The sequence below is a fragment of the Jatrophihabitans sp. genome (assembly GCA_036389035.1).
GTDB lineage: Bacteria > Actinomycetota > Actinomycetes > Mycobacteriales > Jatrophihabitantaceae > Jatrophihabitans_A.
This window is the reverse complement of record DASVQQ010000008.1, coordinates 127,583-152,747: the sequence shown is the minus strand read 5'-3', so window position 1 is coordinate 152,747 and position 25,165 is coordinate 127,583. Positions and strand designations below refer to the sequence as shown.

Genomic DNA, 25,165 nt, shown 5'->3' with positions numbered 1-25,165 from the left:
GGCCGTCCCCGCCTTAGTCATCCCCGTCTTGAGTCGTCGTCTTGAGCCACCCCCGCCTTGGGTCGTCCGGTCTTGAGTCATCCCGTCTTGAGTCATCCCCGCCTGGGCTGACACTCGCCCTGGGTCGTCCCGCTCTGGCCGCCCGTCTAGGCCGATCCGCCTAGACGGTTATCAGCGGAAGCGTCTTATCAGCGGGACGCGTCGCCGGTGTGTCTGCCGCCGAGCGGCATTCTCCGTACCGGCGGGCCGGCGCCCTGCTATGGCGTTCCCGGCGCAGTCAGCGGCCCCGGTCCGCTGACTGGCGAAGCAGTCAGCGCACCGGGGCCGTTGAGTGGATCTATCAGCTCTCGTCGAACCGCTTGCGCATCCGGTCTTCCATCTTGGTGCGCAGAGTGTTCGACTTCGCGTTGCGAGCCTGACTGGCCTGAGCGGCCAATGATGTCGTCCCGTTCTGCCGCGGACCCCGCAGGGCACTGGCGGCAGCCACACACGATCCCACTATCAATACAAATCCGAGCACGCCCAACAAGATCAGGTTGGCCGTCAGACCGACCAACACCACCGCAAGCCCGAGCAGGACGCCGACCACAGACAACGCGAGCATCGTTCGCGCGCGGTTGCGAGGACGGGCCGACCTGACAGAGGACGCGAATTTCGGGTCCTCCGCGTACAGGGCTTGTTCGATTTCGTCGAGCAGTCTCTGCTCATGCTCGGAGAGCGGCATGATGCCCTCCAATCCCTGTCGCTATGTAGTGAACCATTACCAGAGCTTGCCCATCAGCGCCATAAGTGCTCTGTGGCGGATGAAGGGACACACCGTCGAGCATACGAGCCGAAATGTGAGTGCGAAAGTTGTCTGCGATGATTGCTGGTCCGGCAGGGATCATTCGTTACCTCCAGGGGCCGCCAACCGCCCGGATCGGTCAATAGAACGGTTGAAGCCGCCCACCGACCCGTGCTCGGACCGGCCCAGCAGTGACGCCGGCCCCACGACGGGCTTGCCGAACCGGGCGGCCAGCGCATCGATCACCCGATCGGTGGGCGCGCCGGCCGGTGGCTCGTCGCCGAACAGATCCAGCGCGAGCTGGGTGGCCTCACCGGCCGGACGCAGGTTCTCGGCCTTGACGCCGACCAGCCTGATCCGCGGCCGGTCCAGTTTCAGCGACCGGTACAGCTTCACCGTCTCGGAGTACACCACCGAAGCCGCGTCGGTCGGCTCGGCCAGGGTGTGCACCCGGGTGACGGTGGTGAAGTCGGCGAACCGGATCTTGATTCCGACGGTGCGGGCGACCCATCCGGCCTGGCGCAACCGCTCAGCCACCTCACCCGAGCCCCGCAGCAATTCACGGCAGACCTCGGCCTCGGTGAGCAGGTCGGCAGCCAGCGTCCGATCGGTGGAGATCGACTTCTCCACCTGCGCCGGGTTGACGGCGCGCTCGTCGTGGCCGTTCGCCAGCGCGTGCAGGTGATCGGCCGAGGCGGCCCCGACCGCCCGACGCAGGGTGTCCAGCGGGGTCACCGCCAGGTCGCCAACGCTGCGGATGCCCAGCCTGCGCAGCACCTCGGCGGTGCGCTGCCCCACCCCCCACAACGCGTTGACCGGAAGCGGATGCAAGAAGTCGAGCACGCCGTCCTTGCTGACCACCCGCAGGCCATCCGGCTTGCAGCTGCCCGAGGCGAGCTTTGCCACCGACTTGATCGGCGCGATCCCCACCGAGCAGGTCAGCTGATGCTCGGCGAACACCCGGCGCCGGATCAGGCGGGCGATGTCGGCCGGCCTGCCGAACAGCCCGACCGCCCCGGACACATCAAGGAACGCCTCGTCCAGCGACAGCGGTTCGACCAGCGGCGTGACGTCGGCGAAGATCCGCATGATCGCGCTCGATGCCTCGGTGTAGGACGAGCGGTTGGGCGTCAACACCACCAGTTGCGGGCACAGCCGCAGCGCCTGCCCCATCGACATCGCGCTGCGCACCCCGAAGACGCGGGCCGGGTAGGAGGCGGCCATCACCACCCCGCGGCCTTCGGTGCCACCGACCACCACCGGCAGGTCGCGCAGCTCCGGCCGGGTCCTGATCTCGACGCTGACAAAGAAGGCGTCCATGTCGACATGCAGCACGTGGCAGCCGGTGTCGTCGCCGTCGACCTCTCCGGATGAGCGGGGCAGGTCCGCGCTTCGCCCCATGACTCCCTCGCCCGGTCCTAGCCGGCGTCCGGGCGGTGTGCCTGAATGTGCAGCCGGGAGGCGATGTCGCGGTAGGGCGACTGGCCGGCCACCGCCGACTCGAGCTCCGAGAGCGCGGCGATCGCGCCCGGACGGTCGAGCTCGATGCCCGGCACCAGGTCGGTGAACACATCCAGGCCCTCAACGGACCGGACCCGCAGGCCGGCCGCCAGGCACTGCGCGGCCAGCGACTCGGCGTCATGGGCATGCTGGGCCGGGCGGTGGTAGGCGCTCAGCGCCCCGGCCAGATCACCGGCCAGCACCCTGGCGAGCACGCCTGCCACCGGGTTGGCCACCACCACACTCAGCACGCCGCCGGGCCGCAGCACCCCGGCGATCTGGCGCAGCACCAGGACGGGATTGCCCACGTCCTCGAGCACGTCATGGGCAAGAACCAGATCGAAGGCGTCGGCCGGGGCCAGTTCGGCGAGTGACTCGGCCTCGCCCTGAACCGCGGTCACCCGATCGGACACGCCGGCCTCGGCCGCTCGACGCATCAGCGTTGCCAGCGCGTCGATGCTGACGTCGACCACGGTGACCACCGCGCCGTGGGCCGCCAACGGCACCGCCAGGCTGCCTGAGCCGCCACCGCAGTCGAGCACTCGCGGCGCGTCCGGGTGGGAGCCCTGGCCGTCCCGCAGGATCTGGCGAAGGCTGGCCCACAGCAGCGGCGAGCGGCCTAGCGGTGACCGGTCGACGGCAGCGGAGCCGGACAGGTCGGTGCCCGCGGCTGCCTGGCCTGGCGCGTCACTAGCCACGAGAACAGACACTAGCGCGGTGGCATGGTCAACTGGCTACCCCGAGCGCGGGCGCACCGACCATCCGCTCGACGATCCCGATGAACTCACCGGCCGCCCGCAGCAGGTCATCAGCGTCTCGCTCGGAGACCACGGTCATCACGCCCGCCTCGATGGCTGCCCGGCGGCGCGCGCTGTCAGCGAAGTAGACCGTCCACTCGGCCAGCTCGGGCGCCACTGCCGCGAGCAGCACCCACGCGCTGGTCGGCCGGCGACGGTTGGAGGCAACCGGTCGCGCACGCAACGCCAGGACCGTGGCGGCGGCGCGCAGGGCGGCGACGTGAGCAGAGCGGTACTTCTCGGTGGCCCGTGGCTCCAAGACGGCTTCGGCCCAGGTGGTCTTGGCCTGGGACAGCAACGACCCGACACTGGCCGGCAGCGGACTCGTCATGCGCTTCTCCTCGCCGAGGCACTGAATCGAAAGTATGTTCGAACAGTAGCACGATTCGAAGCCTTGTCCAGCAAGGCCGGAGGGGTGCGAGGATGCTGATCTGCGGGCATGGGGCGAGGCTAAACGCAGCCTCTGACAACACCCGCTCAGTCAGCGCCGAGAGCCGCCACCGCGCCGATCACGACCACCGACGGGGCACCCACCCCGGCCCGCTGCACCTCGGCTGCCAGGCCCGCCAGCGTCGAGCGCACCACCCGCTGGCCCGGCAGGGTGGCCCGGTGGATGGCGGCCGCCGGGGTGTCGGCCGGGCGGCCGTGCTCGATCAGCTCGGCGGCGATGCCGCCCAGGCCCTCCATGCCCATCAGCACCACCAGCGTCGCCGGTCCGACCGCAAGCTCCGGCCAGTTCCAGCCCGCCTCGGCACGGCCCGGGTCGCGGTGGCCCGAGACCACGGCGAAGTCGGCGGCCAATCCGCGGTGGGTCACCGGTATGCCGGCCGCGGCCGGCGCGGCGATCGCCGAGGTGATGCCCGGCACGACCTGAACGGCGATCCCCGCGGCCACGCACGCCGCCACCTCCTCGCCGCCGCGCCCGAAGACGAACGGGTCCCCGCCCTTGAGCCGGACCACCCGCTTGCCCTGCCCGGCCCGGTCGACGATCACCGCGTTGATCTCGTCCTGGGTGAGGTTGTGCCGGTGCGCGGACTTGCCGCAGTCGATGATCTCGACCTCGGGGTCGAGGGTGTCCAGCAGCGACCGGGGCGCCAGCCGGTCGGTGACCACCACGTCGGCCTCCAGCAGCAGCCGCCGGCCGCGGACGGTGATCAGCTCGGGATCTCCTGGCCCGCCGCCGACCAGGGCGACGCTGCCGGCGCTGGCCGGGCGCACCGGGCGGCTGGCCAGCTCGCCGGTCTGCAGCGCCGCGGCGATCAGGTTGCGCAGCTCTGCCGCCCGGCGCGGGTCATCACCGGCGTTCACCGACACCGTCAGCTCACCGCTGCGCAGGATGGCCGGCACCCGGGCGCTGCCGGCTGCGGCGGTGTCGGCCCGGACGCAGAAGATCCGGCTGGCGGCGGCCTCCTCGGCGACCGCGGTGTTGATCGACGGGTCATCGGTGGCCGTCACCGCCAGCCAGGCCTGGGACAGGTCACCGGCCTGGTAGCGCCGGCGCAGCAGCCGGACTCCGGAAGCAGCCAGCTCGGGCGCCACCGTGGGGGCGATCACCAGCACCTCGGCGCCGGCCTCGGTGAAGGTCTTGGCCCGCCGGGCCGCCACCGTGCCGCCGCCGACGATCACCACCCGGCGTCCGAGCAGGTCCAGGAGAATTGGCAGGCCGGTCACCGGAGCAGTCTCCCCTGCCGGCCGACCCGGCGCGAAATCCGGTTAGGGCAGGAGGCGCTGCCGATCAGCGGACGTGCCGGCGGCGGCGACCCGGCCCCCACGAGCGCGCGACGCCGGGTCGACGGGCGTACCCCGGATCGACGGGCGTACCGCGCTTGGCTGCGATCTGGCCGCGCACAGGGCACTATCGCCGCATGCCCCACACGCCTCGGTATGCCCCGCAGCACCGCCCGCTGCCCCGTCTCGGCGCGATCGGCGCAGCGCTGGTGGCAGTCCTGCTGCTGTCGGGCTGCTTCGCCATCGGGGTCAAGGCTCGGGTCCACGCCGATGACACCGTCTCGGGCACCGCCCGGTTCGGAGTGAGCAAGAGCCTGGCCGCGCTGGCCGGCGGAACCTCGACGGGGCTGTTCGGCCGGGCCGGGGAGCCGTGCCGGTTCGGCAACCGCAGCTTCGCCTCCAAGCAATTCGACGACGGCACCCATACGGGCATCGAATGCAGCTTCGACCGGCTGAGCCTGGCGGACTTCAACGCCGGCATGCAGGGCCCGCGGTTGGAGCATGTCGGCGAGAGGTTCCGGCTGTCCGGCAACTTCGACCTGGCGGCGGCCTTGCGCCAGCAGGGCGGGCTGCCCTCCGGCTCGGCCAGCGGCACCGCGGCGCCACCCAGCGCGTTGCCGACCGACCTGGCCAGCCTGCTGCCGACCGACCTGGCCAGCCTGCTGCCCTCTGACCTGGCCAGCCTGCTGCCGACCGGGGTGCCGTCCGACCTGACCAGCCTGTTGCCGACGGGGGTGCCGTCCGACCTGGCCAGCCTGCTGCCGTCCGGATTGCCTCAGCTGGACCCGTCCGCGATCCTGAAGAGCTCCAAGGTCTCCTTCGAGTTCAGCTTTCCGGGCCGGATTCTCAGCAGCAAGGGACAGGTACGCGGCAATACCGTGACCTTCACCCCGGATGCCAGTGGCCGGATCGACTTCGAGACCGTCGCTGAAGCCGAGCGGGCTGAAGCAGACATCGGCCCGGCTGGCTGGGTCGGATTGACGGCGCTGCTGGCGGCGGTGGCGGTCCTGGCCGGCTGGCTGCTGTGGCGCCGCGGCCGTCCGGCTGAGGCCGCCGGCCACGCCGGGCCTGCCCAGTACGGGCAGCCCGCCCAGTACGGCCAGCCCGCTCAGTACGGCCAGCCCGCCGGCGACACGTCCGCCAGCAACCCGCTTCCCGGATTCGGCCCCTTCTACGGGCCCGACGCCGGCCAGCCGCAACCGGACGACCCACGCTGGGGATCTTCGAGCGACCCGCACCGCGGACCTCCGGACGGCCCGCGTTGGGGACCACCGGATCCGCCACGCTAGGACCTCCGGGCGGCTCGCGTGATCGAGTTCGCCCAGCGCGGCGCCCGCCATGATGCAGCGACGCGGCCGGTCCCGGGCGCCCGATCACTTCTGGCGGGCGTGATTTTTCGCAGCAGCGCCCCAAGTGTGAAACCATGTAGTCGTGCGCCCAGTTCTGCTCCTGCTGACCTCGCGCCGCCACATCGATTTGCTTCGGGTGGCCGGCGCGACCTGTTGAGCATCCCTTCTTCGGATTTTTCTCGCCCCACCGTGGGGTAATCATGAAGGGAAGCGGCCGCAATGGCAGCGGGAAAAGGGCAAGGTCAGTGGGCGCTGGGCTACCGCGAGCCACTGAACCCCAACGAGCGCAGTAAACGCGACAACGACGGTTTGCTCGTCAAGCAGCGGATCATCGACATCTACCAGCACACCGGGTTCGACGGCATCGATCCCGGAGATCTGCGAGGCCGGTTCCGCTGGTACGGCCTCTACACCCAGCGCGCCCAGGGAATCCCGGGCGGGCGGACGGCGATCCTGGAGCCCGAAGAGCTTGAGGACAAGTACTTCATGCTCCGGATCCGCATCGACGGCGGCCGGCTGAGTTCCGAGCAGTTGCGGGTGATCGGCGAGATCTCCACCCGCTACGGCCGTGACCTGGCCGACATCACCGACCGGCAGAACGTGCAACTGCACTGGATCCGGATCGAGGACGTGCCGGCGATCTGGGAGCAACTCGAAGCGGTCGGGCTCAACACCACCGAGGCCTGCGGTGACACCCCTCGGGTGATGCTGAGCTGCCCGCTGGAAGGCGTCGCCGCTGACGCCCTCGCCGATGCCTCAGCGGCACTGGCCGAAACGATCGAGCGGTACGTGGGCGATCCGGCGTTCTCCAACCTGCCGCGCAAGTTCAAGACCTCGATCTCGGGCTGCGCCCAGCACTGCGTCAACCACGAGATCAACGACGTCGCCTTCGTCGGCGTGCGGGACGCCGACGACGAGCCGGGCTTCGACCTGTGGGTCGGCGGCGGGTTGTCCACCAACCCGATGTTCGCCCAGCGGCTGGGCGTCTTCGTCCGGTCCGAGGAAGTGGCCGAGGTGTGGAGTGGCGTCTGTGGCATCTTCCGGGACTACGGCTACCGGCGCTCGCGCAACCACGCGCGGCTGAAGTTCCTGCTGGCCGACTGGGGTGTGGAGAAGTTTCGCCAGGTCCTACAAGACGAATACCTCGGCCGGAAGTTGCCCGACGGGCCGGCGCCGGACAGCTCGCCGGCGCACCGCGATCACATCGGCGTGATCGCCCAGCGGGACGGGGGCTTCGCCGTCGGGGCCACCACCGACTCCGGACGCACCAGCGGCACCGCGCTGACCAAGGTGGCGGCGCTGGCCGACTCGCTGGCCGGCGGGCGGATCCGCACCACCGCCCAGCAGGGTCTGGTGTTGCTGGACGTGCCAGCCGGGTCGACCGAGGCTGTGGTGCGGCACCTGCAGGAGCTGGGCCTGTCGGCTCGGCCCACGAAGTTCCACCGTGGCACCATCGCCTGCACCGGAATCGAGTTCTGCAAGCTGGCCCTGGTCGAGACCAAGGGCCGGGCCGAGACCATCCGGCACGAGCTCGAGCGTCGATTACCTGACTTCGACACGGCAATCACGATCAACGTCAACGGCTGTCCGAATTCCTGCGCGCGGTTCCAGGTCGCCGACATCGGGTTCAAGGGAATCGTGCAGAAGGTCAAGGCCGAGGACGGCTCGTTCGTCGACGCCGAGGCGTTCCAGGTCCATCTCGGTGGCCAGCTCGGCAGTGAAGCCGCGTTCGGCCGCAAGTTCCGAGGCTTGAAGGTGACCGCCGAGCAGGCCCCGGACTACGCCGAACGGATTCTGACCGGTTACCTCGACCGGCGGACGGCAGGCGAATCCTTTGCCGGCTATGTCAGCCGTGCCGAAGAGGACTGGTTGTTGTGAGCCGGCAGGCGCCGTCGGCGGTGACGCGATGACCGAGCGCGCCGCGCCGTTCTACTGTCCTTACTGCGCCGATGAGGACCTCAGACCATTCGGTGAGACGCATGGCCAGTGGCGCTGCGGTGCCTGCCAGCGGGTCTTTTCCCTTAATTACCTCGGCATCGCTGCTGACTGGACGACGCAGCCTAGCTGAGCGCAGCACGTGCAAGGAGAAATTGAATATGAACGGATCCTTTATTCCGTCAGCGCAATCGCCGCTACGACGGAACGCCCGCGAATTTCGCGAAGAGCCAGCCATGAACGTTGAGGTGGACCTGACCAGCCTGCGGTTGCTGGTCGAGCGCGCCGGTGACCAGCTCGACTCGGCCCCCGCCACCGACATCCTGGGTTGGGCGGTCGAGCACTTCGGCGCCGCCTGGTGCGTCGCGTCCTCGATGGCCGACTCCGTGCTCATCCATCTGGCATCCCGGGTGCTGCCCGGGGTCGACGTGGTCTTTCTCGACACCGGATACCACTTCACCGAGACCATCGGCATGCGCGACGCCATTCCCGCCGTCCTGCCGGTCTCGGTGCGCACGGTCCTGCCGCTGCGCAGTGTCAGCGAGCAGGACGCCGAGTTCGGCCCCCGGCTGCACGAGCGCGATCCCGGCGCCTGCTGCGCGATGCGCAAGGTCGAGCCGCTGAACCGGGCGCTGGCCCCGTACCGGGCCTGGGCGTCCGGGCTGCGCCGAGCCGATTCGGCCGGCCGCGCCGGAACCCGGGTCATCGAATGGGACACCAAGCACGACATGGTGAAACTGAACCCGATCGCGGCCTGGTCGGATGAGGACGTCCACTCCTACATCACCGAGCACGGCCTGCTGGTCAACCCGCTGCTGAGCGACGGCTACGGCTCGATCGGCTGCGCGCCGTGCACCCGCAGGCTGCTGCCCGGCGAGGACTCCCGGGCCGGTCGCTGGGCCGGCACCGCCAAGACCGAGTGCGGCCTGCACAGCTAGCGAGCCGCGACGCGCCTGAGCCCCATCTCTGGGGTCGCGACAACTGGGGCTGAAGGCCCGCTCGCGCCCACCGCACGCCTCACCCACCCCGCGCCCCGTCCACGTAGTGTCGGGCAGCGTGGCCGACCTGCACCCCAACTGCGTCCTGATCAACTCGATCCTGCGGGACGCCGGCCTGCCGGGCCGGGTGCGGATCCTGGGCGAGGCGGCCCCGACGGCGGTCGCCGCCGCCGATCAGCTCGGCGTCGAGGTGGCGGCCATCGTGAACTCGTTGATCTTCACGACCGCCGAGCACGCCCCGCTGCTGGTGCTGACCAGTGGCGCGCACCGGGTCGACACCGCCAAGGTCGCAGCGCTGGTGGGCACCGCCAAGCTGGTGCGGGCCACCGCCGAGTTCGTCCGCGACGCCACCGGCCAGCGCATCGGAGGCGTCGCGCCGATCGGCCATCCGCGGCCGATCCGGACCCTGCTGGACACCGCGTTGGCTGACTTCCCCGAGATCTGGGCGGCGGGCGGCATCCCGCACGCCGTCTTTCCGATCAGCTATCCCGACCTGCTGGCCCTGACGTCGGCCCAGCCGGTCGCAGTCGCCTAATGTGCTGACCATGGCACAGCCAACCGGAGCCGGCGCCGCGTCGACGATCGCCGTCGTCGACGTGCCCCGGTCGGACCTGTCGCTCCGGGTGGACGAGGCGATGGCGATCTACGTCGCCGCGATGGGCTACCCCGCCGCCAGCGGATCGCAGCGCGGCGCCCACATGCGCAGGCACGCCGGCTTCGACTCATTCCGGTGCCGGGCTGCGCTGAACCCCGAGGGAAAGATGCTCGGCTTCGCCTACGGCTACACCAGCCTGCCGGGCCAGTGGTGGCACGACCTGGTGCTGCGCGCCATCGCCGGCGACCCCGACCACTGGCTGGGCAACGCCTTCGAGCTCTCCGAGCTGCACGTCACCCCGCCCGCGCAGGGAACCGGCCTCGGCGAGCGGCTGCTGCGATCGCTGGCCGACGGCTTGCCGCACCGGACGATGGTGCTGTCCACGCCCGAGGGCGAGAACCGGGCCTGGCGGCTGTACCGCAGGCTGGGCTTCCACGACCTGGCTCGCAACCACCTGTTCCCCGGCGACCACCGGCCGTTCGGGGTGCTCGGGGCCCGGCTGCCGTTTCCGCCGCCGGCCGGCTCCCGGGCCGGTGAGCAGGCGGCGCTCAGTCGCTGACCATGGCCGGCATCAGGTTGGCCCACACCTCGCGGGTCGCCCGGGACCGGTTCAACGTGTAGAAGTGAATTCCCGGAACGCCCTCGGAGATCATCCGGTGAGCCAGCTTCGAGGCTTCCTCGATGCCCAGCTCGCGCACCGCCTTGGGGTCCTCGGCGATCTTGGCGAACCTGGCGCCCAGCTCGGCGGGGAACGGCGCGCCGCTGAACTGCTCCGAGCGGTTGATGATGCCCATGTTGGTGACCGGCATCAGCCCGGCGATGATCGGCACGTCACAGCCGGCGGCCGCCACCCGATCACGTAGCCGCAGGTAGGGCTCGGGCTCGAAGAACATCTGGGTGATCGCGTAATCGGCTCCGCGACGGCACTTCTCGACGAAGCGCAGAGTGTCCTGCTCGATCGACTCCGACCTCGGGTGCTTGTACGGAAAGGCCGCCACCCCGACGGTGAAGTCGCCGTGCGCGCGTAGCAGGCTCACCAGGTCACCGGCGTAGCTGAGGCCCTCCGGATGTGGGACCCACTCGCCCAGCGGGTCACCCGGCGGATCGCCGCGCAGCGCCAGGACGTTGGAGATGCCGGCGTCGGCCAGCCGGCCGACGATGGCCCTGATCTCGGCGATGGAGTGCCCGACCGCGGTCAGGTGCGCCACCGGGAGCAGGGTGGTGTCGGTGGCGATCCGCTCGGTGATCTCGATGGTGCGGTCCCGGGTGGCCCCGCCGGCCCCGTAGGTGACCGAGACGAAGTCCGGACGCAGCGACTCCAGTTCGCGAATCGTCGTCCAGAGCAGCCGATAATCCTCCGGGGTCTTCGGTGGGAAGAATTCGAAGGAGAAAGTCGGCTTGCCGGCCTTGAAGCTGTCCCTCACCGTGCGCGCCATGCCATGAGGGTAGTGTCCGCTGCTGTGGCTGAGCGTCCTGACCCGAGCCCTGCCACCCTGACCGATCGGATCGCCGCCGAGCTGTCGGCCTTTCTCACCGATCGGGCTGGCCTGCTGACCGAGGTCTCGGCCGACCTGAGCGTGCTGGCCGAGGCGGCCCGCGCCGCGGTGCTGACCGGCGGCAAGCGGTTGCGCCCGACCTTCGCCTACTGGGGATGGCGCTGCGTCCAACCGGCCGGGGCCGCCGGTGAGGCCGAGCTGGTCCGGGCCGCTGCCGGCCTGGAACTGCTGCACGCCTGCGCGCTGGTGCACGACGACGTGATGGACAGCTCCGACACCCGTCGCGGCCAGCCGGCAGCCCACGTCCGCTTCGGTGAGTTCCATCACGAGCGGGGCTGGCCCGGCTCGGGGCGGTCCTTCGGCGCGGCCGGCGCGATCCTGCTGGGAGACCTGCTGCTGTCCTGGTCGGAGGAGCTGTTCACCGCGGCCATCGGCTGCCTGCCCCGTGACCGGGCCCGGGCCGCGACGGCCGAGTTCGATCTGATGCGCACCGAGGTCGTCGCCGGACAGTTCCTGGACATGCTGGCCCAGGCCCGGGGCGCTTTCGACCCGGACGAGGCGTTGCGGGTGGTCGAGTACAAGACCAGCAAGTACACCGTGCAGCGGCCCTTGCTGCTCGGCGCCGGCGCGGCCGGCGGGTCGGCCGAGCTGGTGGAGGTGCTGTCGGCCTACGGTCTGCTGATCGGTGAGGCCTTCCAGCTGCGCGATGACCTGCTCGGGGTGTTCGGCGACCCGTCCCAGACCGGCAAGCCCGCCGGCGATGACCTGCGGGAGGGCAAGCGCACCCTGCTGGTGGCGCTGGCCCACCAGGCGGCGGACCCGTCCCAGCGGGCGCTGCTGCAGGACGGAATCGGCGATCCGGCGCTCACCGCCGACGGTGTGGCGCGGTTGCGCGAGGTGCTGCGCCAGACCGGCGCGCCGGAGCGGGTGGAGCAGCGGATCAGCGAACGGGCCGCCGCGGCGGCCCGCTGCCTGGCCGGCGGATCCCTGCAGCCGGCCGCCGCCCAGGCGCTGCTGCAACTCGCCCAGGCCGCCGCGCACCGCACGTCGTAGAACCCCCGCCCGGATCTGCCACGATGAGGGAATGACTGCCAGCGCCCAGCGGGAGGCACCAGCGTCGTCGCCGGCGCCGGTGCCGGTCAGCCTGCGCTGGTTCGCCCGGGCGATCGACGGCTGGGGCCTGCGCCAGATCGGCCGGGCCGGCCTGCTCGGCACCGTGATGATCGCGCTGGGCAGTTTCGGCGCCGGCGCGTTGCCCGCCAACGACCCGACCCGGTTGATACCGGTGCTGGGCCTGCTGCGACACGGCCAGCCAGGCCTGCACGCCGCCCTGGCACTGCACTACCTGGGCCTGGTCCTGGTGGTGATCGCCTGGTTGCTGCTGGGCAGGCTGCTGCTGACCGGCTCGACCCGCGGTGAGCGCGCCAGCATCGCTCAACTGGTTCCGACGTCGGCGCTGCGCCGGATGCTGGTCGGCTGGAGCGTCCCGCTGGTGTGCGGGATGCCGCTGGCCAGTTCGGACCTCTACAGTTACGCCGCCCAGGCTCAGCTGGCCCGGCACGGGCTGGACCCGTACACCACCACCCCGGCCGACCTGCCCCTGGTGGATCTGGGCAAGTTCCTCGACAACGTCGCCTGGAAGTGGGTCGACACCCCGTCCCCGTACGGCCCGCTGTGGGTGGCGGTGTCCAAGTGGGTGGCCGCGCTGACCGGTGATCACGCGATGATCAGCGTGCTGCTGCTGCGGTTGCTGCCGTTCGCCGCGATCGCGCTGACCGCCTGGTTGCTGCCGGTGCTGGCCGGCCGGTACGGCAAGCGCGCCGACCTGGCGCTCTGGCTGGCGATCGGCAACCCGCTGATCCTGGTGCACGCGGTCGGCGGCGGTCACAACGACGCCGTGATGGTGGCGCTGATCGTGGCCGGGCTGGTGCTGGTGACCCGGCCGACGGCCGGCCTGCGCGACCTGGTCGCCGGGGTGGCGCTGATGACGCTGGCGGCGGCGGTGAAGTCACCGGGACTGGTGGCGGTGGCCTTCGCGGTGCCGATCTACCTGGCCGGCCGAGCGGGTGCGGGTGAGCTGGGCCCCGGCCGGTCCGGGCTGCGCCGCCGGGACTGGGTCAGGCACTGCGCGATCGCCGCGGCGGTCGCGCTGCCGGTGTTCGCGGTGGTGTCGCTGGTCGCCGGGGTCGGCCTGGGCTGGGCGCGGCAGGTCAGCTCCGGGGTGCCGGTGATCAACTTCATGTCGATCCCGACCATGCTGGCCGTCGGCTACCGGGCCGCGATCGGCGCCGAGCACGCCGGCACGCTGGTGGACGCGACGGTGCGCGACTTCCGCAACGTCGGCCTGATCGTCAGCGGGGTGCTGCTGGTGGTGCTCTGGTTCCGGGCGACGCGCGGTTCGGCGCTGAAGCTGCTGGCGCTGGCCCTGGCCGCCGTGGTGGTGCTGGGGCCGGCCGTTCAGCCCTGGTACTTCAGCTGGTCGTTGACCATCGCGGCGGTGTTCCTGCTCGCCCCCCGGCAGCTGGGCTGGATCGCCGCCGCCTCGATCGCGCTGACGCTGCTCACCCGTCCGATGGGCTCGAGCCTGGAGATGGCGGTCTACGTTCCGGCGGTGCTGGTCGCGGTGCTGGCGACCCGGGCGCTGCTCGGCCCGGTCGCGCAGCGCTCCCCCGAACCGGAGATCCATGACGAAGTGGAGATCCTTGATCCGGCGACGGCAGGCGTCGCGCGCCCGAACGATCCTAGGTCGCGCTCCGGCGTGTCCCAGATCCGTTGGGTCCATCGAGCCAGGCGATAGGTCACGTCATTGCCGATACCGGGGTTTCTGCTGTCAAGGCCGCGTAGTCCCGGCCCCAGGCGGCGGGTGGTTCGGGAAGATCAGGTGGCGGAACCATGCCATCCCGGGATTGGAAGACCGCCCGTATCCGGCTTCCAGCCGTGGATCTGGAAGCAAGCCGGCATCATGAAGCAGCAGCACGTCCACCAGGTCCTTGACACGAGTGCTCGGTCGCTCACCTGAATAGGTCCGGCTCAAAGCATGAAATTTCTCAGCAGCGTGCTGTGCACATCGACAGTGAGCACGCGGGCCGGCGCGAAGTGCACGCCGGTGATCGGCGAGGGCAGTTCGATGAACTCGGTACCGCCTACTGTCTCGGTGACTCGTTCGACGATGTCGATCCGCACCTGGTCGAATACCCGGCCGGCCAACATCGCCGCCACGCTGAAACGCCAACCGCCCTGGCCAGCTTGGTTCGCGCCAAGCCGCACGGTATGAGTCACCTTGAATCGAAAGAAGTCGTCATCGGGATCGCGGTCCAGCGCCGACTCCAGCGCCTCTCGCAACACTCCCAGGTCACCGGCCTCCTTACTTGCCAAGTCGAGGTCACGGGTCGTCCGAGCGCCCGCGGCGAGGCGGGTTTCCAACAGGTAGCCACCCTTGAGGACCCAATGGGAGTCTCCTGCGAGCCGGCGAATCACTCGCTGAAAGACCAATCGCCTACGAAGGCGTCCGGCAGCCATGCCGCCTTCACCGGCCTGGCTGATAATCCGCGCGTCGAGGGCCGCGCGCATCGCGCTGGCAGTGGACGGGCTCATGTCGTCGCCGGCTCGGTGGCTAGGGCCCGTTCTAGCCGGAGCGCGGCCACGGGACCGAAGTCGTCCATGCGCCGGCGCAACGTAGTGGCAGTGACTAGCCCGGCGCTCAGGGCGTCCTGGACGGCCGTAGTCAATTGCTCCTGACTCGTGTGGGTCGACGCCAGGTCCAGCAGCGTTCGGGCCGGGGTGGTCACCCGGAAGGAGGCGCGGTCCTCGATATCCGAACGCTCCAGCCGATCTGGATGCAGGACTACCCCGGTGTGTGAAGTGCGTGAGCCCGGCAGGCAGAGGTGGACGAGGTTCGGGTCCAGGTCGCCCAGTTCGTGTACAGCGGCGGCGGATTCGTGTGAGATCACTCCCCGGCCTTCGCTCCATACGCACCAACGGGCGTAGACGTCATCGGCCGAGGACGGCCATTCAGCGAGCCGGAATATCCGACGGTCGATCCGAACCCAGTTACCCCGACTCACGTGGTAGTTCTGCGCCTGATAGCTGTACCCAGCCGTCTTTGCCTGGGCCGCGGTGAAGTAACCAGCTTGCTGGAAGGCGATTTCATTGAGCCTTCGACGAAGGCTTACCCGGTCCGACACATCTCAAGCTTACAGCAACTCAATATCGACTTTAGTTAGCTACACCAGGCTTACCAAGAACTAAATATTTACTGTAATTTCTGTCCTCGGTTGCCTCGCCGTCCCAGCGCCACCCAGCACGACAGGGTGAGCAGGATCAGCGCGAAGCCGAATCCCAGGTCCTCCACCGGGGCGTAGGCAAGCCGCAGGCCGAGGATGGTGTCCGGGTCGTACTGGACGATGCGCAGGCCGGTCAGCAACCCGTTCACCAGCAACTGGAAGCTGACCATGATGGCGTAGGCGACCCAGAACGCCTTGCGGCGCAGCAGCCGCGTCCTCAGCACCAGCAGGTCCCAGGCGGCGGTGCCGAGCAGCGCCAGGACCACCAGCCAGGTGTAGCTCACCGCGCCGAACCGTCGGAGTAGTCCGAGCTGTTCGAGCTGTTCGAGCTGTTCGAGCCTTCCGCGGGAACCCGCTCAGCCGGCTCGTCGCCGATCAGCCAGCCCGGCCGGCGGCGCGCGACCGCCTCCAGGGTCAGGATCGCGCAGATCGGGATCACCACGAAGAACAGCACCTCTTCCACCGGCAACCCGAACAGCTCGAGGCCGATCACCGAACGCGGGTCGAAGTACCAGTGCCCGCTGCGGACCGCGTACTGGTCCCAGGCCACCCCCAGCACCAGGCCGGGGACGAGCGCGGCCAGCAGCCGGCGCCACCGGGCGTACACCCTGACCCGCAGCACCAGCTCCAACGGCAGGGTGCCGAGCAGGCAGGCCGCGAGCACCGCCAGATAGCTCAGCTGGCGCACGAGGCCGCCAGCGAAGTCAGCCGGCGCATGAGGCCGGCATCAGAACGCGGCCGCCTGGGCTCGCCGCTTGATCTCGGTGCCCCGGTTCTCGGCCAGCGCCCGCGCCGGGGTGCCCGGCAACGAGTCGTCAGGGCGCAGCATCCAGTCGATGATCTCGGCATCGGAGTAACCGCCGTCGCGCAGCAGGGTGATCACCGACGGCAACGCCTTGAGAACCGTCCCACCGGCCACGAACACCCGGGGCAGCACCCGGCGCCCCTGGTCGTCGGTGGTCACCACCAACTGGCCGTCCTTGAGCAACTGGTGCACCTTGATGATCGAGATCCCGAGCAGCTCGGCGACGTCGGGCAGCGGTATCAGCTCGTGGTCCTCAGGCATGTGACCAGCCTGCCATGCGGGGTTCAGCGGATCCGCCAGCCGTCCCGGGTCGGCTCCGGCGACACCGAGGAGTCCGCGTCGGTCCAGGGCCGGGCGGTGCCGTAGCGGGCGGCCAACTGCGCGTCGTCGCGGACGCCGGCCGGAAACGGCTGCCGGGCGATCTGGCGGCGCAGCTCGGCCACGTCCAGCGGCCCGGACGAGGCGGCCAGCACCACGTTGCCGAACCGGCGGCCCTTCAGGACGTCGTTGGAGCTGATCAGGGCCAGCTCGCCGAACACCTCGCGCAGGCCGGCCAGCACCCGCCCGAGGTAGCGCAGGCCCGGTTCGTCGACCAGGTTGGCCAGGAACAGCCCGTCGGCCCTGAGCACCCGGGAGACGTCGGTGAAGAACTCCAGCGTGGTCAGGGCGGCCGGCACCCGGCCGTCGGCGTAGGCATCGAGCACCACCACGTCGGCGCTGGCCTCGGCCAGCGCGTTGAGCCCGGCGCGGCCGTCCTGCGGCCGGATCCGGATCCGGTGCTCGCGCGGCAACGGCAGCCTGCTGCGGACCAGCTCGGTCAACTCGGCGTCGGGCTCCAGCACGATCTGCGGCGAGCCGGGCCGGCAGGCCTGCAGGTAGCGCGGCATGGTCAGGGCGCCGCCGCCGATGTGGGTGACCGCCAGCGGACCGGCCGGCAGCGTCGCGAACACGCTGGCGAAGTACTGGACGTACTCGAAGTCGAGGTAGGTCGGGTCGTCGAGGTCGACGTAGGACTGCCGGACGTCGTCCATCACCAGCATGGTGCCGCCGGGATGCTCGTCATCGGCGATCAGCTCGATCCGCGGCCGGGGCGGCCTCGTGGCAGGCGCCGGATCGCCGGCGCTCGCGCCGGCCCGCCGCCGCGATCGCCCCTGAGCTGGCATGGCACCAACCCTACTGTCGCCATCGCGGCCCGGGCCCGCCGCGCGGCGATGCCCGACCGTTATTGGTCGCCACCTAGAATTGCGGCGTGCAGACGGCTCCTGATCGGATCGTCGGCCGTGTGCTGGAAGGTCGTTACCGGATTCTCCACCAGCTCGCCCGGGGTGGCATGTCGACCGTGTACAGCGCATTGGACGAGCGCCTTGACCGCCCGGTTGCGGTCAAGGTGATGTCGGCTGCCCTGTCGACGGACCCGGCGTTCGCGGATCGGTTCGCTCGCGAGGCGCGGGTGGCGGCCAGGCTGTCGCACCTGAACGCCGTCGCCGTCTATGACCAGGGCACCGACGAGGGCCATGTCTTCCTGGTGATGGAGCTGGTGCGGGGCCGGACCCTGCGCGACCTGCTGCGCGAACGCGGCGCGCTGTCGCCGGCGCTGGCGGTCTCGATCATGGAGCCGGTGCTGGGCGCGCTGGCCGCGGCGCACCGGGCCGGCCTGGTGCACCGCGACGTCAAGCCCGAGAACATCCTGCTGTCTGACGACGGCGCGGTGAAGGTCGCCGACTTCGGCCTGGCCCGGGCGATCGAGTCGGACCAGAGCAGCACCCGCACCGGGCTGATGATGGGCACCGTCGCCTACTGCCCGCCGGAGCAGATCTCGCGCGGGTCGGCCGACGCCCGCTCCGACGTCTACTCGGCCGGGGTGGTGCTGTTCGAGTTGCTGACCGGCGCGGCGCCCTACGTCGGTGACAGCGCGATAGCGGTGGCCTACCAGCACGTGAACTCCGACGTGCCGCTGCCGTCCACCCGCCGGCAGGGCATCCCCCCTCAGCTGGACGAGATCGTGCTGCGGGCCACCAACCGCGAACCGGCCAGCCGGCCGCTGGACGCCGGCGCCCTGCTGGCCGAACTGCACGACGCCCGGATCGACCTGGGTCTGCCCGTCCTGGGCGTGCCGCCCCGGCCGGACGTCGGGGGTGCGGCGGCTGTCAGCACCGACACCCAGCGGATCCGGATGCCCGAGAGCGCCACCGCGACCACCGCCCCGACCCCGGCCCGGCCGCCCGCCTCCGACCTGCACCACACCACCGTGCACCAGCAGGACCGATCCTCCTACGCCGGCGGTCAGCCGGACGGCGCGGACGGCGCGGACCGGCCAGACCGGCGGGATCGGCCGCCTGGAGCCGGTCCCGCGTACAACCGGCGACGCCGGTCCCGGCGGCGGACCGCCCTGGTGGTCACCATCGTGCTGCTGCTGGGCCTGCTCACCGGTTACGGAGCCTGGTACCTGGCGGTCGGTCGTTACCACCAGGTTCCCGACGTGGCCGGTGACAGCCGCGCCACGGCGGTGCAGCAGTTGCGCGGCGCCGGGTTCACCGTCGATTCGGCCGTCGACCAGGCGTACTCCGAGACCGTCGCCGCCGGCACCGTGCTGGGCAGCGAGCCCGACGCCGGCAGCAACGTGCTGAGCGGGCGCAGCGTGCGGCTGGTGATCTCCCAGGGACCGGAGCGGTTCGTCGTCCCGCAGGTGGCCGGGCGGGACTACGGCGAGGCCCAGCAGGCCCTGGCCGGCATACCGGTGCGGCTGGTGCGCCGCGACGCCGCCGACGAGACCGGCAAGATCGCCCCCGGCCGGGTGATCCGGACCGAGCCCCGGCCCACCAGCAAGGTCAAGCGGGATTCGGTGGTGACCGTCTTCGTCTCGACCGGCCCGCCGATCGTCCGGGTCCCCGACGTCCTCGACAAGACCCAGGACGAGGCCAGCGCCGCCCTGACCAAGGCCGGCTTCAAGCTCGACGTCCAGCAGGACTACTCCGACACGGTGCCGGCCGGCTCGGTGATCCGCCAGGACCCGTCGGCCAAGTCCTCGGTGGCGAAGTTCAGCACCGTCAACCTGGTCATCTCCCAGGGTCCGAGGCTGGTCACCCTTCCCCAGATCCGCAACGGCACGCCGGTCGGCGAAGCCCGGGCCAGGCTGGAGGCGCTGGACCTCAAGGTCCGGATCAAGCGGGCCTTCGGCGGCTTCCTCGGCACCGTGGTGGGCATGGACCCCGGCGCCGGAACCCAGGTGCGACCGGGCTCCGAAGTGCTGCTGACGGTGGTCTGAGGCGGTAGCTCGCAATCGTGACGGCGGGGTCACCGGACTAATCTAGGCGGCATGGTGATCGTGATGGGCCCGGCCGCGACAGAGTCCGACCTTGAGGCCGTGGTTCGCAACATCGAGTTCCACGGCGGCCAGGCCTTCGTCAGCCGGGGCGTCACCCGGACGATCATCGGCGTGGTCGGCACCGAGGCGGTTCTGGAGACCATCGACGTCCTGGGCCTGCCCGGGGTCGTCGACACCAAGCGGATCACCGCGCCCTACAAGCTGGTGGCAGCCGAGAACCACACCCAACGCAGCACCGTCCGGGTCGGCGGGGTGCCGATCGGGCCGGACACCTTCACCCTGATCGCCGGGCCGTGCGCGGTGGAGTCGGCCCAGCAGGCGGTGGAAGCGGCTCAGCAGGCCAAGCGCGCCGGAGCGAGCCTGCTGCGCGGCGGCGCCTACAAGCCGCGCAGCTCGCCCTACGCCTTCCAGGGCCTGGCCGGCGCGGGGCTGAAGATCCTCGCCGAGGTCCGGCAGGAGACCGGCCTGCCGTTCGTGACCGAGGTGCTGGACGTCAAGGACGTCGACCTCGTCGCCGAGTACGCCGACATGCTGCAGATCGGCACCCGCAACATGCAGAACTTCGGCCTGCTGCAGGCGGTGGGCAGCGTCGGCAAGCCGATCATGCTCAAGCGCGGGCTGTCGGCCACCTACGAGGAGTGGCTGATGGCCGCCGAGTACATCGCCCAGCGCGGCAACCTCGACATCGTGCTCTGCGAGCGGGGCATCCGCTCCTTCGAGCCGACCATCCGCAACCTGCTCGACGTCTCGGCGGTGCCGATGATGCAGCTGTTGTCCCACCTGCCGATCATCGTCGACCCGTCGCACTCGGCCGGCCGGCGGGACCTGGTAGTGCCGCTGGCCCGGGCCGGCATCGCGGCCGGCGCCGACGGCGTGATGGTCGACGTCCACCCGCATCCCGAGGTCGCGCTGGTCGACGGGGCCCAGGCGCTGTACGGCGCGTCGCTGGACGAGCTGGCCGAGGTGGTTCTGACCCTGCCCCCGCTGCTCGGCCGGACCTCGGCGGCCTCCCACGCGGGCTAGCGATACCAGCCGGGCCGGCCGCGGTCCCAGCCGCGTCCCCAACCGATACCAGCCGCGCTAGAGTCGGACGCGGCCCGAGCCAGCGGCCAGCCGCCGGTCACCCCGACCGGCCCGGCGCCGGGAGGCAGCATGACCAACCCGCTTGACGACCACGTGTACGGCGACCCGCGCGTCGACGACGAGAACGCCGCGCTGAACGGCAACCCCGGCAAGCCGCAGTCCGATTACCAGTTCGACGACGCCGATCCCGAGCTCGACCCGAGTGACTTCGAGGGGACCAACGCGACCGGGACGGTGGTGCCGGGCACCGTCGTCCCGATGGACCGCGAGGACGAGCCCAGCTGACGGCTCGTTCTGTCACCAGCGCGAGCCGGTTGATCAGCTGCGCCGGACCGGGCTCAACTGCTCGGGGTCGGGTTGCGCCGGGTCGAGCCGGACGCCGGCCGGCTGCCAGCCGGGCGGGCCGAAGACGTGACCCAGCTTGGCCCGCAGGCCGGGTGAGCGGCGCACGTCCCGGCCCATGTTCACGAACTCGCCGAACGCCACCCTGAACGGGTTGTAGGTCTCGATGTTCTTGGTCAGGCCGTAGGTCGGGCGGTGCGTCTCGGGCACGAAGCTGCCGAACATCCGATCCCAGATGATCAGGATGCCTGCGTAGTTGACGTCGAGGTAGTCGGCGTCGCTGCCGTGGTGCACCCGGTGGTGGGACGGGGTGTTGAACACCGCCTCGAACCAGGCCGGCATCTTCGCGATCTTCTCGGTGTGCAGGAAGAACTGGTAGATCAGGCTCCAGGCCAGCGCGAGAAAGATCATCCACGGCGGGATGCCGATGAGCGCCAGCGGCATCCAGAACGGCATCGTGAGCATCGGCGTCCACTTCTGCCGCAGCGCGGTCGAGAAGTTGTAGTGCGTCGAGGAGTGATGCACGATGTGGCCGGCCCAGAAGAACCGGATCCGGTGCGAGGCCCGGTGGAAGCCGTAGTAGGCCAGGTCGTCGGCGAAGAACAGCAGCACCCAGGTCCACCAGTCGTACGGGCTCAACCGCAGCGGGGTCAACTCGTAGAGGCCGGCGTAGACCACCAGCACCACCAGCCGCCAGAACAGGTTGACCACCGCGTAGCCGACGCCCATCGTCAGGCTGGTGCGGGTGTCGGCGAAGTCGTAGCCGCGCACCGCCTGGGCGCCGCCCCCGCCGACGTCGAACTGGTCGTGGTGCAGCACGTGGATGGCGATGATCTCCAGGGCCAGGAACACGATGAACACCGGGATCGCGAACATCACCGGGTCGTGAATCTCACCTAACACCGCGCCACCCCCTCACCATCGCTCGCCGCGGAGTCCAGCCGACCGTAGCTGAACACTGCTCAAAGTAACGCAGAACGGCGGCTCACGTCCTGCCCAGCGCCTGCTTCAACCTGGCCAGCCCGGCCTCGGTCACCGCCTCGTCGTAGATGCTGAGTGCCCAGTCCCAGCCGTCGGAGGACCACCGGTGCTGCACCTCGGACCAGCCGAGCTGCCAGTCCTGCCCCGAACTGGGCCGGCGGGCCAACATCCCGAGGTGGCTCTCGCCGATGCTGGCCTCGAATGAGCCGTCCGGCTCGTACACGTGGACGTGCACGCTCAGGTCCAGCTCCAGCCGCAGCGGCAACGGCGTGACGTTGGCGCGGAACCAGTCGGTCCGCTGCGCCAGGTCGGCCTGCCACTCCCGCTCGTGCTCGGCGCGCTCGTCCGCCTCGGATCTGGACGGGCCCTGCCAGCGGAACAGCCCGTCGTCCAGCTGCTCGCCGACGACGATCTCGGCCCACTCGTCGACCGAGCCGTAGCCGTCGTTTCGCTCCTGCAGCACTAGGCCGGTTTCGCCGTCCACGACGAGCTGGATGGGAAACGGCTTGTGCGCCGGCGGCGCCAGCTCGACGGTGTAGGCGTCGCGGCCCAGGAAGGTGGTCTGACCCACCGGCCCGGTCGGGCGGGTGAAGTCGTCGCCGGTGAACTCGCCTGCCTTGCGGCGGCGCAGCAGCTGGGTGCCGTTGCCCTGGTAGGCCACCGCGCTGCTGGGCGACTCCACCGGCACCGGGTCATCGCCGCGGAACTGCCAGCAACTGCGCTCGCCGACGATCAGTGACGGCCGCCCGTCCGGTCGTTCCAGCCGCACCCGCCGCCCCGAACGCCAGGCCCGGGTCAGGACCGGCTCGGCATCGGCGTCGACCGACTCCGGCACGGTCGAGCCGCCGGCGTTCTCAGAGCCCCCGGGCTCGGCGCCCTCAGACCCCGGGCCGTCCGGTTCCCCAGCCTCCGGTTCCTCCGGCTCGCCGGCGCCGCTGAAGCCGGCGAAGACCGGTACCGGCTGGCCGGCGAACGCCGCCCACCCGAAATAGCCGTAGGACGGGTCGGCGCCCTCGCGGCTGCTGATCACCCCTCGCACCGGCAGGTCGGGACCGTCGACCATCAGCGTCAGCAGGCCGATCCAGGAAATCGCACCGGGCGTCGTCATGCCGGTGACCCTAATCGCTGGCCTGGAACTCCGGCTCGCCCAGCCTGGACAGGTAGCGGGCCGGCACCTGTCTGGTCAGCCAGACGCCGTTGTCCGAGACGCTGAACCGGTGGCCGTCGGAGTGCATGGCCCCGGCCCGGACGACCAGCACGGCGCACCGGCCACGGCGGGCGCCCACCCGGCGGGCGGTCTCGACGTCCGGCGACAGGTGCACGTCGTGCCTGGAGCCCCGGTTGAGCCCCCCGGTCAGGATCGAGGAGAGGTTGCGAACAGGCGTGCCGTGATAGAGCAGTGCCGGCGGTGTCGCGGGCGGCAGCCCGAGATCGACCTCGACGGAGTGCCCCTGGTTGGCCCGGATCCGGTTGGTGAGCGGATCGAGGGCGAAGCGCTGCTTGTCGCTGGCCGACACCAGCTGCTGCAACTCGGTCGCCGAAAGCCGGTAGCCGTGTGCGCGCAAAGCCGACAGCAGGATGTCGACCTCGACCCAGCCGGCGGGGTCCAGGGTGATCCCGATCGCCGCGGGATCGTGCCGAAGGACGCGTGCGAGCAGCTTCGAGGTCCGGACCGGATCCACCCTTACCAGTGTGCCCCGACCGGGCTCAGGACGCGCGGGTCCACGTCGCGGGCAGGTGCAACTCCGGGAACACTGCCGGTCCGAAGGTGGTGATCTCAGCGATGACGCCGGCCTCGATCCGCAGCACATCCAGCTTGAACGGCCGGAACTTGCTGTCGCCAGGGCGCTTGAGGTAGCTGCCGGCAGCCGGCAGCCGGTTGACCGCCGTCGGCAGCAGCCGCCAGTCGCCCTCGCGGTCGGGACCGAAAGCGCGCTGCAGCAGGACGGCCAGCATGTCCAGCCCGTCGAAACACCAGGGATAGGGCGGCATCGTGACCCGGATGTCGGCTGCGGCGATCGCGGCGACGGCCTTGGCGTCACAGCGCTCGTGGGCGTCGATGAACCGCGCCAGCAGTTCCCGCTCCTCGGAGCTGGGCTGTCGCGCCGACCAGTCCACGCGATGCGAGGGCAGGTGCCGCGCCATCGTCACCCGGGCCCGCTGCAGCGCGCTGTTGACCGCCGCGACGGTGGTGTCGAGCAGCTCGGCCAGTTCGGCGGCCGGCAGTCCCAGCACGTCGCGCAGCACCAGCGCGGCCCGCTGCCTGGCCGGCAGCACCTGCAGGGCAGCCAGGAACGCCAGCTCGATCGTCTCGCGGTTCACCGCCACCGCATCGGGCTGGTCCTCGGCGGCCGCCGCCTCGTCCAGCAGCCGGTCGGGGTAGGGCTGCAGCCAGCTGACCTCAGCCAGCGACCGCAGCCTCGGCGCCTGCCGGGCACGCGCCCGGATCAGGTCGAGGCAGACGTTGGTGGCGATCCGGTACAGCCAGGCCCTGGCCAGCGCATCGCCCTCGAAGCTGTCCCGGGCCCGCCAGGCCCGCAGGTAGGTCTCCTGGACGGCGTCCTCGGCCTCGTCGTAGGAGGCCAGCAGCCGGTAGCAGTGCACGTGCAGTTCCCGCCGGTGCCGCTGCGCCAACCGCTCGAACCCGGCCTCCTGACCTATCGAAGCCGCCTGACCTGTCGAAGCCGCCTGACCTGTCGCACCCATCGAAGCTGTCATGACGGCGGGGTGCCGCGGTGACCCTCCTGCACAGCCCAGGCGTTTCCGTCGGGGTCGCTGAAGAAGATGAACGAGTTGAACACGCGACGATCAGGGTCAACGCCCGGCTTGCGGTTGCCGTTGTCGAAGTGCGAGATCTCGCTGACCGGCACGCCACGCTCGGTCAGCTGGGCGTGCGCGGCTTCGATGTCGGAGACCACCAGTTGCATGCCACGCACCGAACCGGGCGCGGCGTCGCTGAGGCCCTTTCCGACCGTGACCGAGCAGCCCGAACCCGGCGGGGTCATCTGCACGATCCGGAAGTGCTCATTCATCTCGTGGTCGACGTCGAGGTTGAAGCCCAGCTTCTCGGTGTAGAACTCCTTGGCGCGGTCCACGTCCGACACCGGCAGCACCACTACCTCGAGTTTCCAGTCCATCGGGATGTCTCCTTTGCGGTTGCGGCC

At 70.5% G+C, this 25,165-nt stretch carries 27 protein-coding genes; 10 read left to right on the top strand and 17 right to left on the bottom strand.

Features of this window, described 5'->3' with window-relative positions:
- Positions 1-340 precede the first annotated feature (340 nt).
- From VF557_05830 to cobA, 5 genes are all read right to left on the bottom strand, one after another.
- On the bottom strand, positions 341-724 hold the full coding sequence (locus VF557_05830; protein HEX8079709.1) for a DUF3040 domain-containing protein: 384 nt from the start codon (positions 722-724) through the stop codon (positions 341-343).
- Positions 725-883: 159 nt separating this feature from the next.
- A complete protein-coding gene (gene dinB, locus VF557_05825) occupies positions 884-2,185 on the bottom strand; it encodes a DNA polymerase IV (GenBank protein HEX8079708.1) in 1,302 nt (433 codons plus the stop codon).
- A 17-nt stretch (positions 2,186-2,202) separates the two neighbouring features.
- Complete coding sequence (locus VF557_05820; protein ID HEX8079707.1) at positions 2,203-2,982, bottom strand: methyltransferase domain-containing protein; 780 nt, start codon at positions 2,980-2,982, stop codon at positions 2,203-2,205.
- A gap of 28 nt (positions 2,983-3,010) precedes the next feature.
- On the bottom strand, positions 3,011-3,412 hold the full coding sequence (locus VF557_05815) for an SAV_6107 family HEPN domain-containing protein (protein HEX8079706.1): 402 nt from the start codon (positions 3,410-3,412) through the stop codon (positions 3,011-3,013).
- Between the two features lie 146 nt (positions 3,413-3,558).
- The gene (gene cobA, locus VF557_05810) at positions 3,559-4,752 is read right to left on the bottom strand and encodes a uroporphyrinogen-III C-methyltransferase (protein HEX8079705.1); all 1,194 of its coding nucleotides are present in this window, start codon (positions 4,750-4,752) and stop codon (positions 3,559-3,561) included.
- 194 nt (positions 4,753-4,946) lie between these two features.
- On the opposite strand from cobA, the gene VF557_05805 reads away from it, so the two are divergent.
- From VF557_05805 to VF557_05785, 5 genes are all read left to right on the top strand, one after another.
- Positions 4,947-6,098 carry a hypothetical protein gene (locus VF557_05805; protein HEX8079704.1) on the top strand — a complete coding sequence of 384 codons (1,152 nt, stop codon included), beginning with the start codon at positions 4,947-4,949 and terminating at the stop codon, positions 6,096-6,098.
- A 279-nt stretch (positions 6,099-6,377) separates the two neighbouring features.
- On the top strand, positions 6,378-8,036 hold the full coding sequence (locus VF557_05800) for a nitrite/sulfite reductase (protein ID HEX8079703.1): 1,659 nt from the start codon (positions 6,378-6,380) through the stop codon (positions 8,034-8,036).
- A 293-nt stretch (positions 8,037-8,329) separates the two neighbouring features.
- The gene (locus VF557_05795) at positions 8,330-9,031 is read left to right on the top strand and encodes a phosphoadenylyl-sulfate reductase (GenBank protein ID HEX8079702.1); all 702 of its coding nucleotides are present in this window, start codon (positions 8,330-8,332) and stop codon (positions 9,029-9,031) included.
- A 118-nt stretch (positions 9,032-9,149) separates the two neighbouring features.
- Positions 9,150-9,626, top strand: a complete 477-nt coding sequence (locus VF557_05790) for a YbaK/EbsC family protein (protein HEX8079701.1) — start codon at positions 9,150-9,152, stop codon at positions 9,624-9,626.
- 10 nt (positions 9,627-9,636) lie between these two features.
- Entirely contained in the window at positions 9,637-10,245 is a 609-nt protein-coding gene (locus tag VF557_05785; GenBank protein HEX8079700.1) for a GNAT family N-acetyltransferase, read from the top strand.
- On the opposite strand, the gene metF is transcribed toward VF557_05785, so the two are convergent.
- Complete coding sequence (gene metF / locus VF557_05780; protein ID HEX8079699.1) at positions 10,235-11,122, bottom strand: methylenetetrahydrofolate reductase [NAD(P)H]; 888 nt, start codon at positions 11,120-11,122, stop codon at positions 10,235-10,237. The genes VF557_05785 and metF overlap by 11 nt on opposite strands.
- 24 nt (positions 11,123-11,146) lie before the next feature.
- Here metF and VF557_05775 point away from each other — a divergent pair, with 24 nt between their 5' ends.
- Together VF557_05775 and mptB are read left to right on the top strand one after the other, a co-directional pair.
- Positions 11,147-12,235: a polyprenyl synthetase family protein gene (locus VF557_05775; GenBank protein ID HEX8079698.1), complete on the top strand. Its 1,089-nt coding sequence runs from the start codon at positions 11,147-11,149 to the stop codon at positions 12,233-12,235.
- A 31-nt stretch (positions 12,236-12,266) separates the two neighbouring features.
- Entirely contained in the window at positions 12,267-13,979 is a 1,713-nt protein-coding gene (gene mptB, locus VF557_05770; GenBank protein ID HEX8079697.1) for a polyprenol phosphomannose-dependent alpha 1,6 mannosyltransferase MptB, read from the top strand.
- Positions 13,980-14,212: 233 nt separating this feature from the next.
- Here mptB and VF557_05765 read toward each other — a convergent pair whose 3' ends face one another.
- From VF557_05765 to VF557_05740, 6 genes are all read right to left on the bottom strand, one after another.
- Entirely contained in the window at positions 14,213-14,776 is a 564-nt protein-coding gene (locus VF557_05765) for a nucleotidyl transferase AbiEii/AbiGii toxin family protein (protein HEX8079696.1), read from the bottom strand.
- Positions 14,773-15,366, bottom strand: a complete 594-nt coding sequence (locus VF557_05760; GenBank protein HEX8079695.1) for a hypothetical protein — start codon at positions 15,364-15,366, stop codon at positions 14,773-14,775. The genes VF557_05765 and VF557_05760 overlap by 4 nt, the downstream gene beginning before the upstream one ends.
- Positions 15,367-15,434: 68 nt before the next feature.
- Entirely contained in the window at positions 15,435-15,749 is a 315-nt protein-coding gene (locus tag VF557_05755) for a lycopene cyclase domain-containing protein (GenBank protein ID HEX8079694.1), read from the bottom strand.
- Complete coding sequence (locus tag VF557_05750; protein ID HEX8079693.1) at positions 15,746-16,153, bottom strand: lycopene cyclase domain-containing protein; 408 nt, start codon at positions 16,151-16,153, stop codon at positions 15,746-15,748. Before VF557_05750 ends, VF557_05755 begins: the two co-directional genes overlap by 4 nt.
- A gap of 39 nt (positions 16,154-16,192) precedes the next feature.
- Positions 16,193-16,531: an Rv2175c family DNA-binding protein gene (locus VF557_05745; protein HEX8079692.1), complete on the bottom strand. Its 339-nt coding sequence runs from the start codon at positions 16,529-16,531 to the stop codon at positions 16,193-16,195.
- Between the two features lie 23 nt (positions 16,532-16,554).
- Entirely contained in the window at positions 16,555-17,433 is an 879-nt protein-coding gene (locus VF557_05740) for a fused MFS/spermidine synthase (GenBank protein ID HEX8079691.1), read from the bottom strand.
- An 86-nt stretch (positions 17,434-17,519) separates the two neighbouring features.
- Between VF557_05740 and pknB the strand changes: the two genes are divergently transcribed.
- From pknB to VF557_05725, 3 genes are all read left to right on the top strand, one after another.
- Positions 17,520-19,535: a Stk1 family PASTA domain-containing Ser/Thr kinase gene (gene pknB / locus VF557_05735; protein HEX8079690.1), complete on the top strand. Its 2,016-nt coding sequence runs from the start codon at positions 17,520-17,522 to the stop codon at positions 19,533-19,535.
- A gap of 51 nt (positions 19,536-19,586) precedes the next feature.
- Positions 19,587-20,618: a 3-deoxy-7-phosphoheptulonate synthase gene (gene aroF, locus VF557_05730; GenBank protein ID HEX8079689.1), complete on the top strand. Its 1,032-nt coding sequence runs from the start codon at positions 19,587-19,589 to the stop codon at positions 20,616-20,618.
- Between the two features lie 129 nt (positions 20,619-20,747).
- Entirely contained in the window at positions 20,748-20,963 is a 216-nt protein-coding gene (locus VF557_05725) for a hypothetical protein (GenBank protein ID HEX8079688.1), read from the top strand.
- 33 nt (positions 20,964-20,996) lie between these two features.
- On the opposite strand, the gene VF557_05720 is transcribed toward VF557_05725, so the two are convergent.
- The 5 genes from VF557_05720 to VF557_05700 all read right to left on the bottom strand — a co-directional run bounded on the left by VF557_05720 (position 20,997) and on the right by VF557_05700 (position 25,138).
- Complete coding sequence (locus tag VF557_05720; GenBank protein HEX8079687.1) at positions 20,997-21,923, bottom strand: sterol desaturase family protein; 927 nt, start codon at positions 21,921-21,923, stop codon at positions 20,997-20,999.
- Positions 21,924-22,005: 82 nt separating this feature from the next.
- Positions 22,006-23,109, bottom strand: a complete 1,104-nt coding sequence (locus tag VF557_05715; GenBank protein HEX8079686.1) for a hypothetical protein — start codon at positions 23,107-23,109, stop codon at positions 22,006-22,008.
- Between the two features lie 10 nt (positions 23,110-23,119).
- Entirely contained in the window at positions 23,120-23,683 is a 564-nt protein-coding gene (locus VF557_05710; protein HEX8079685.1) for an RNA 2'-phosphotransferase, read from the bottom strand.
- Between the two features lie 25 nt (positions 23,684-23,708).
- Positions 23,709-24,719 carry an RNA polymerase subunit sigma-70 gene (locus VF557_05705; GenBank protein ID HEX8079684.1) on the bottom strand — a complete coding sequence of 337 codons (1,011 nt, stop codon included), beginning with the start codon at positions 24,717-24,719 and terminating at the stop codon, positions 23,709-23,711.
- Entirely contained in the window at positions 24,716-25,138 is a 423-nt protein-coding gene (locus VF557_05700; protein ID HEX8079683.1) for a glyoxalase superfamily protein, read from the bottom strand. The genes VF557_05705 and VF557_05700 overlap by 4 nt, the downstream gene beginning before the upstream one ends.
- Positions 25,139-25,165 lie beyond the last annotated feature (27 nt).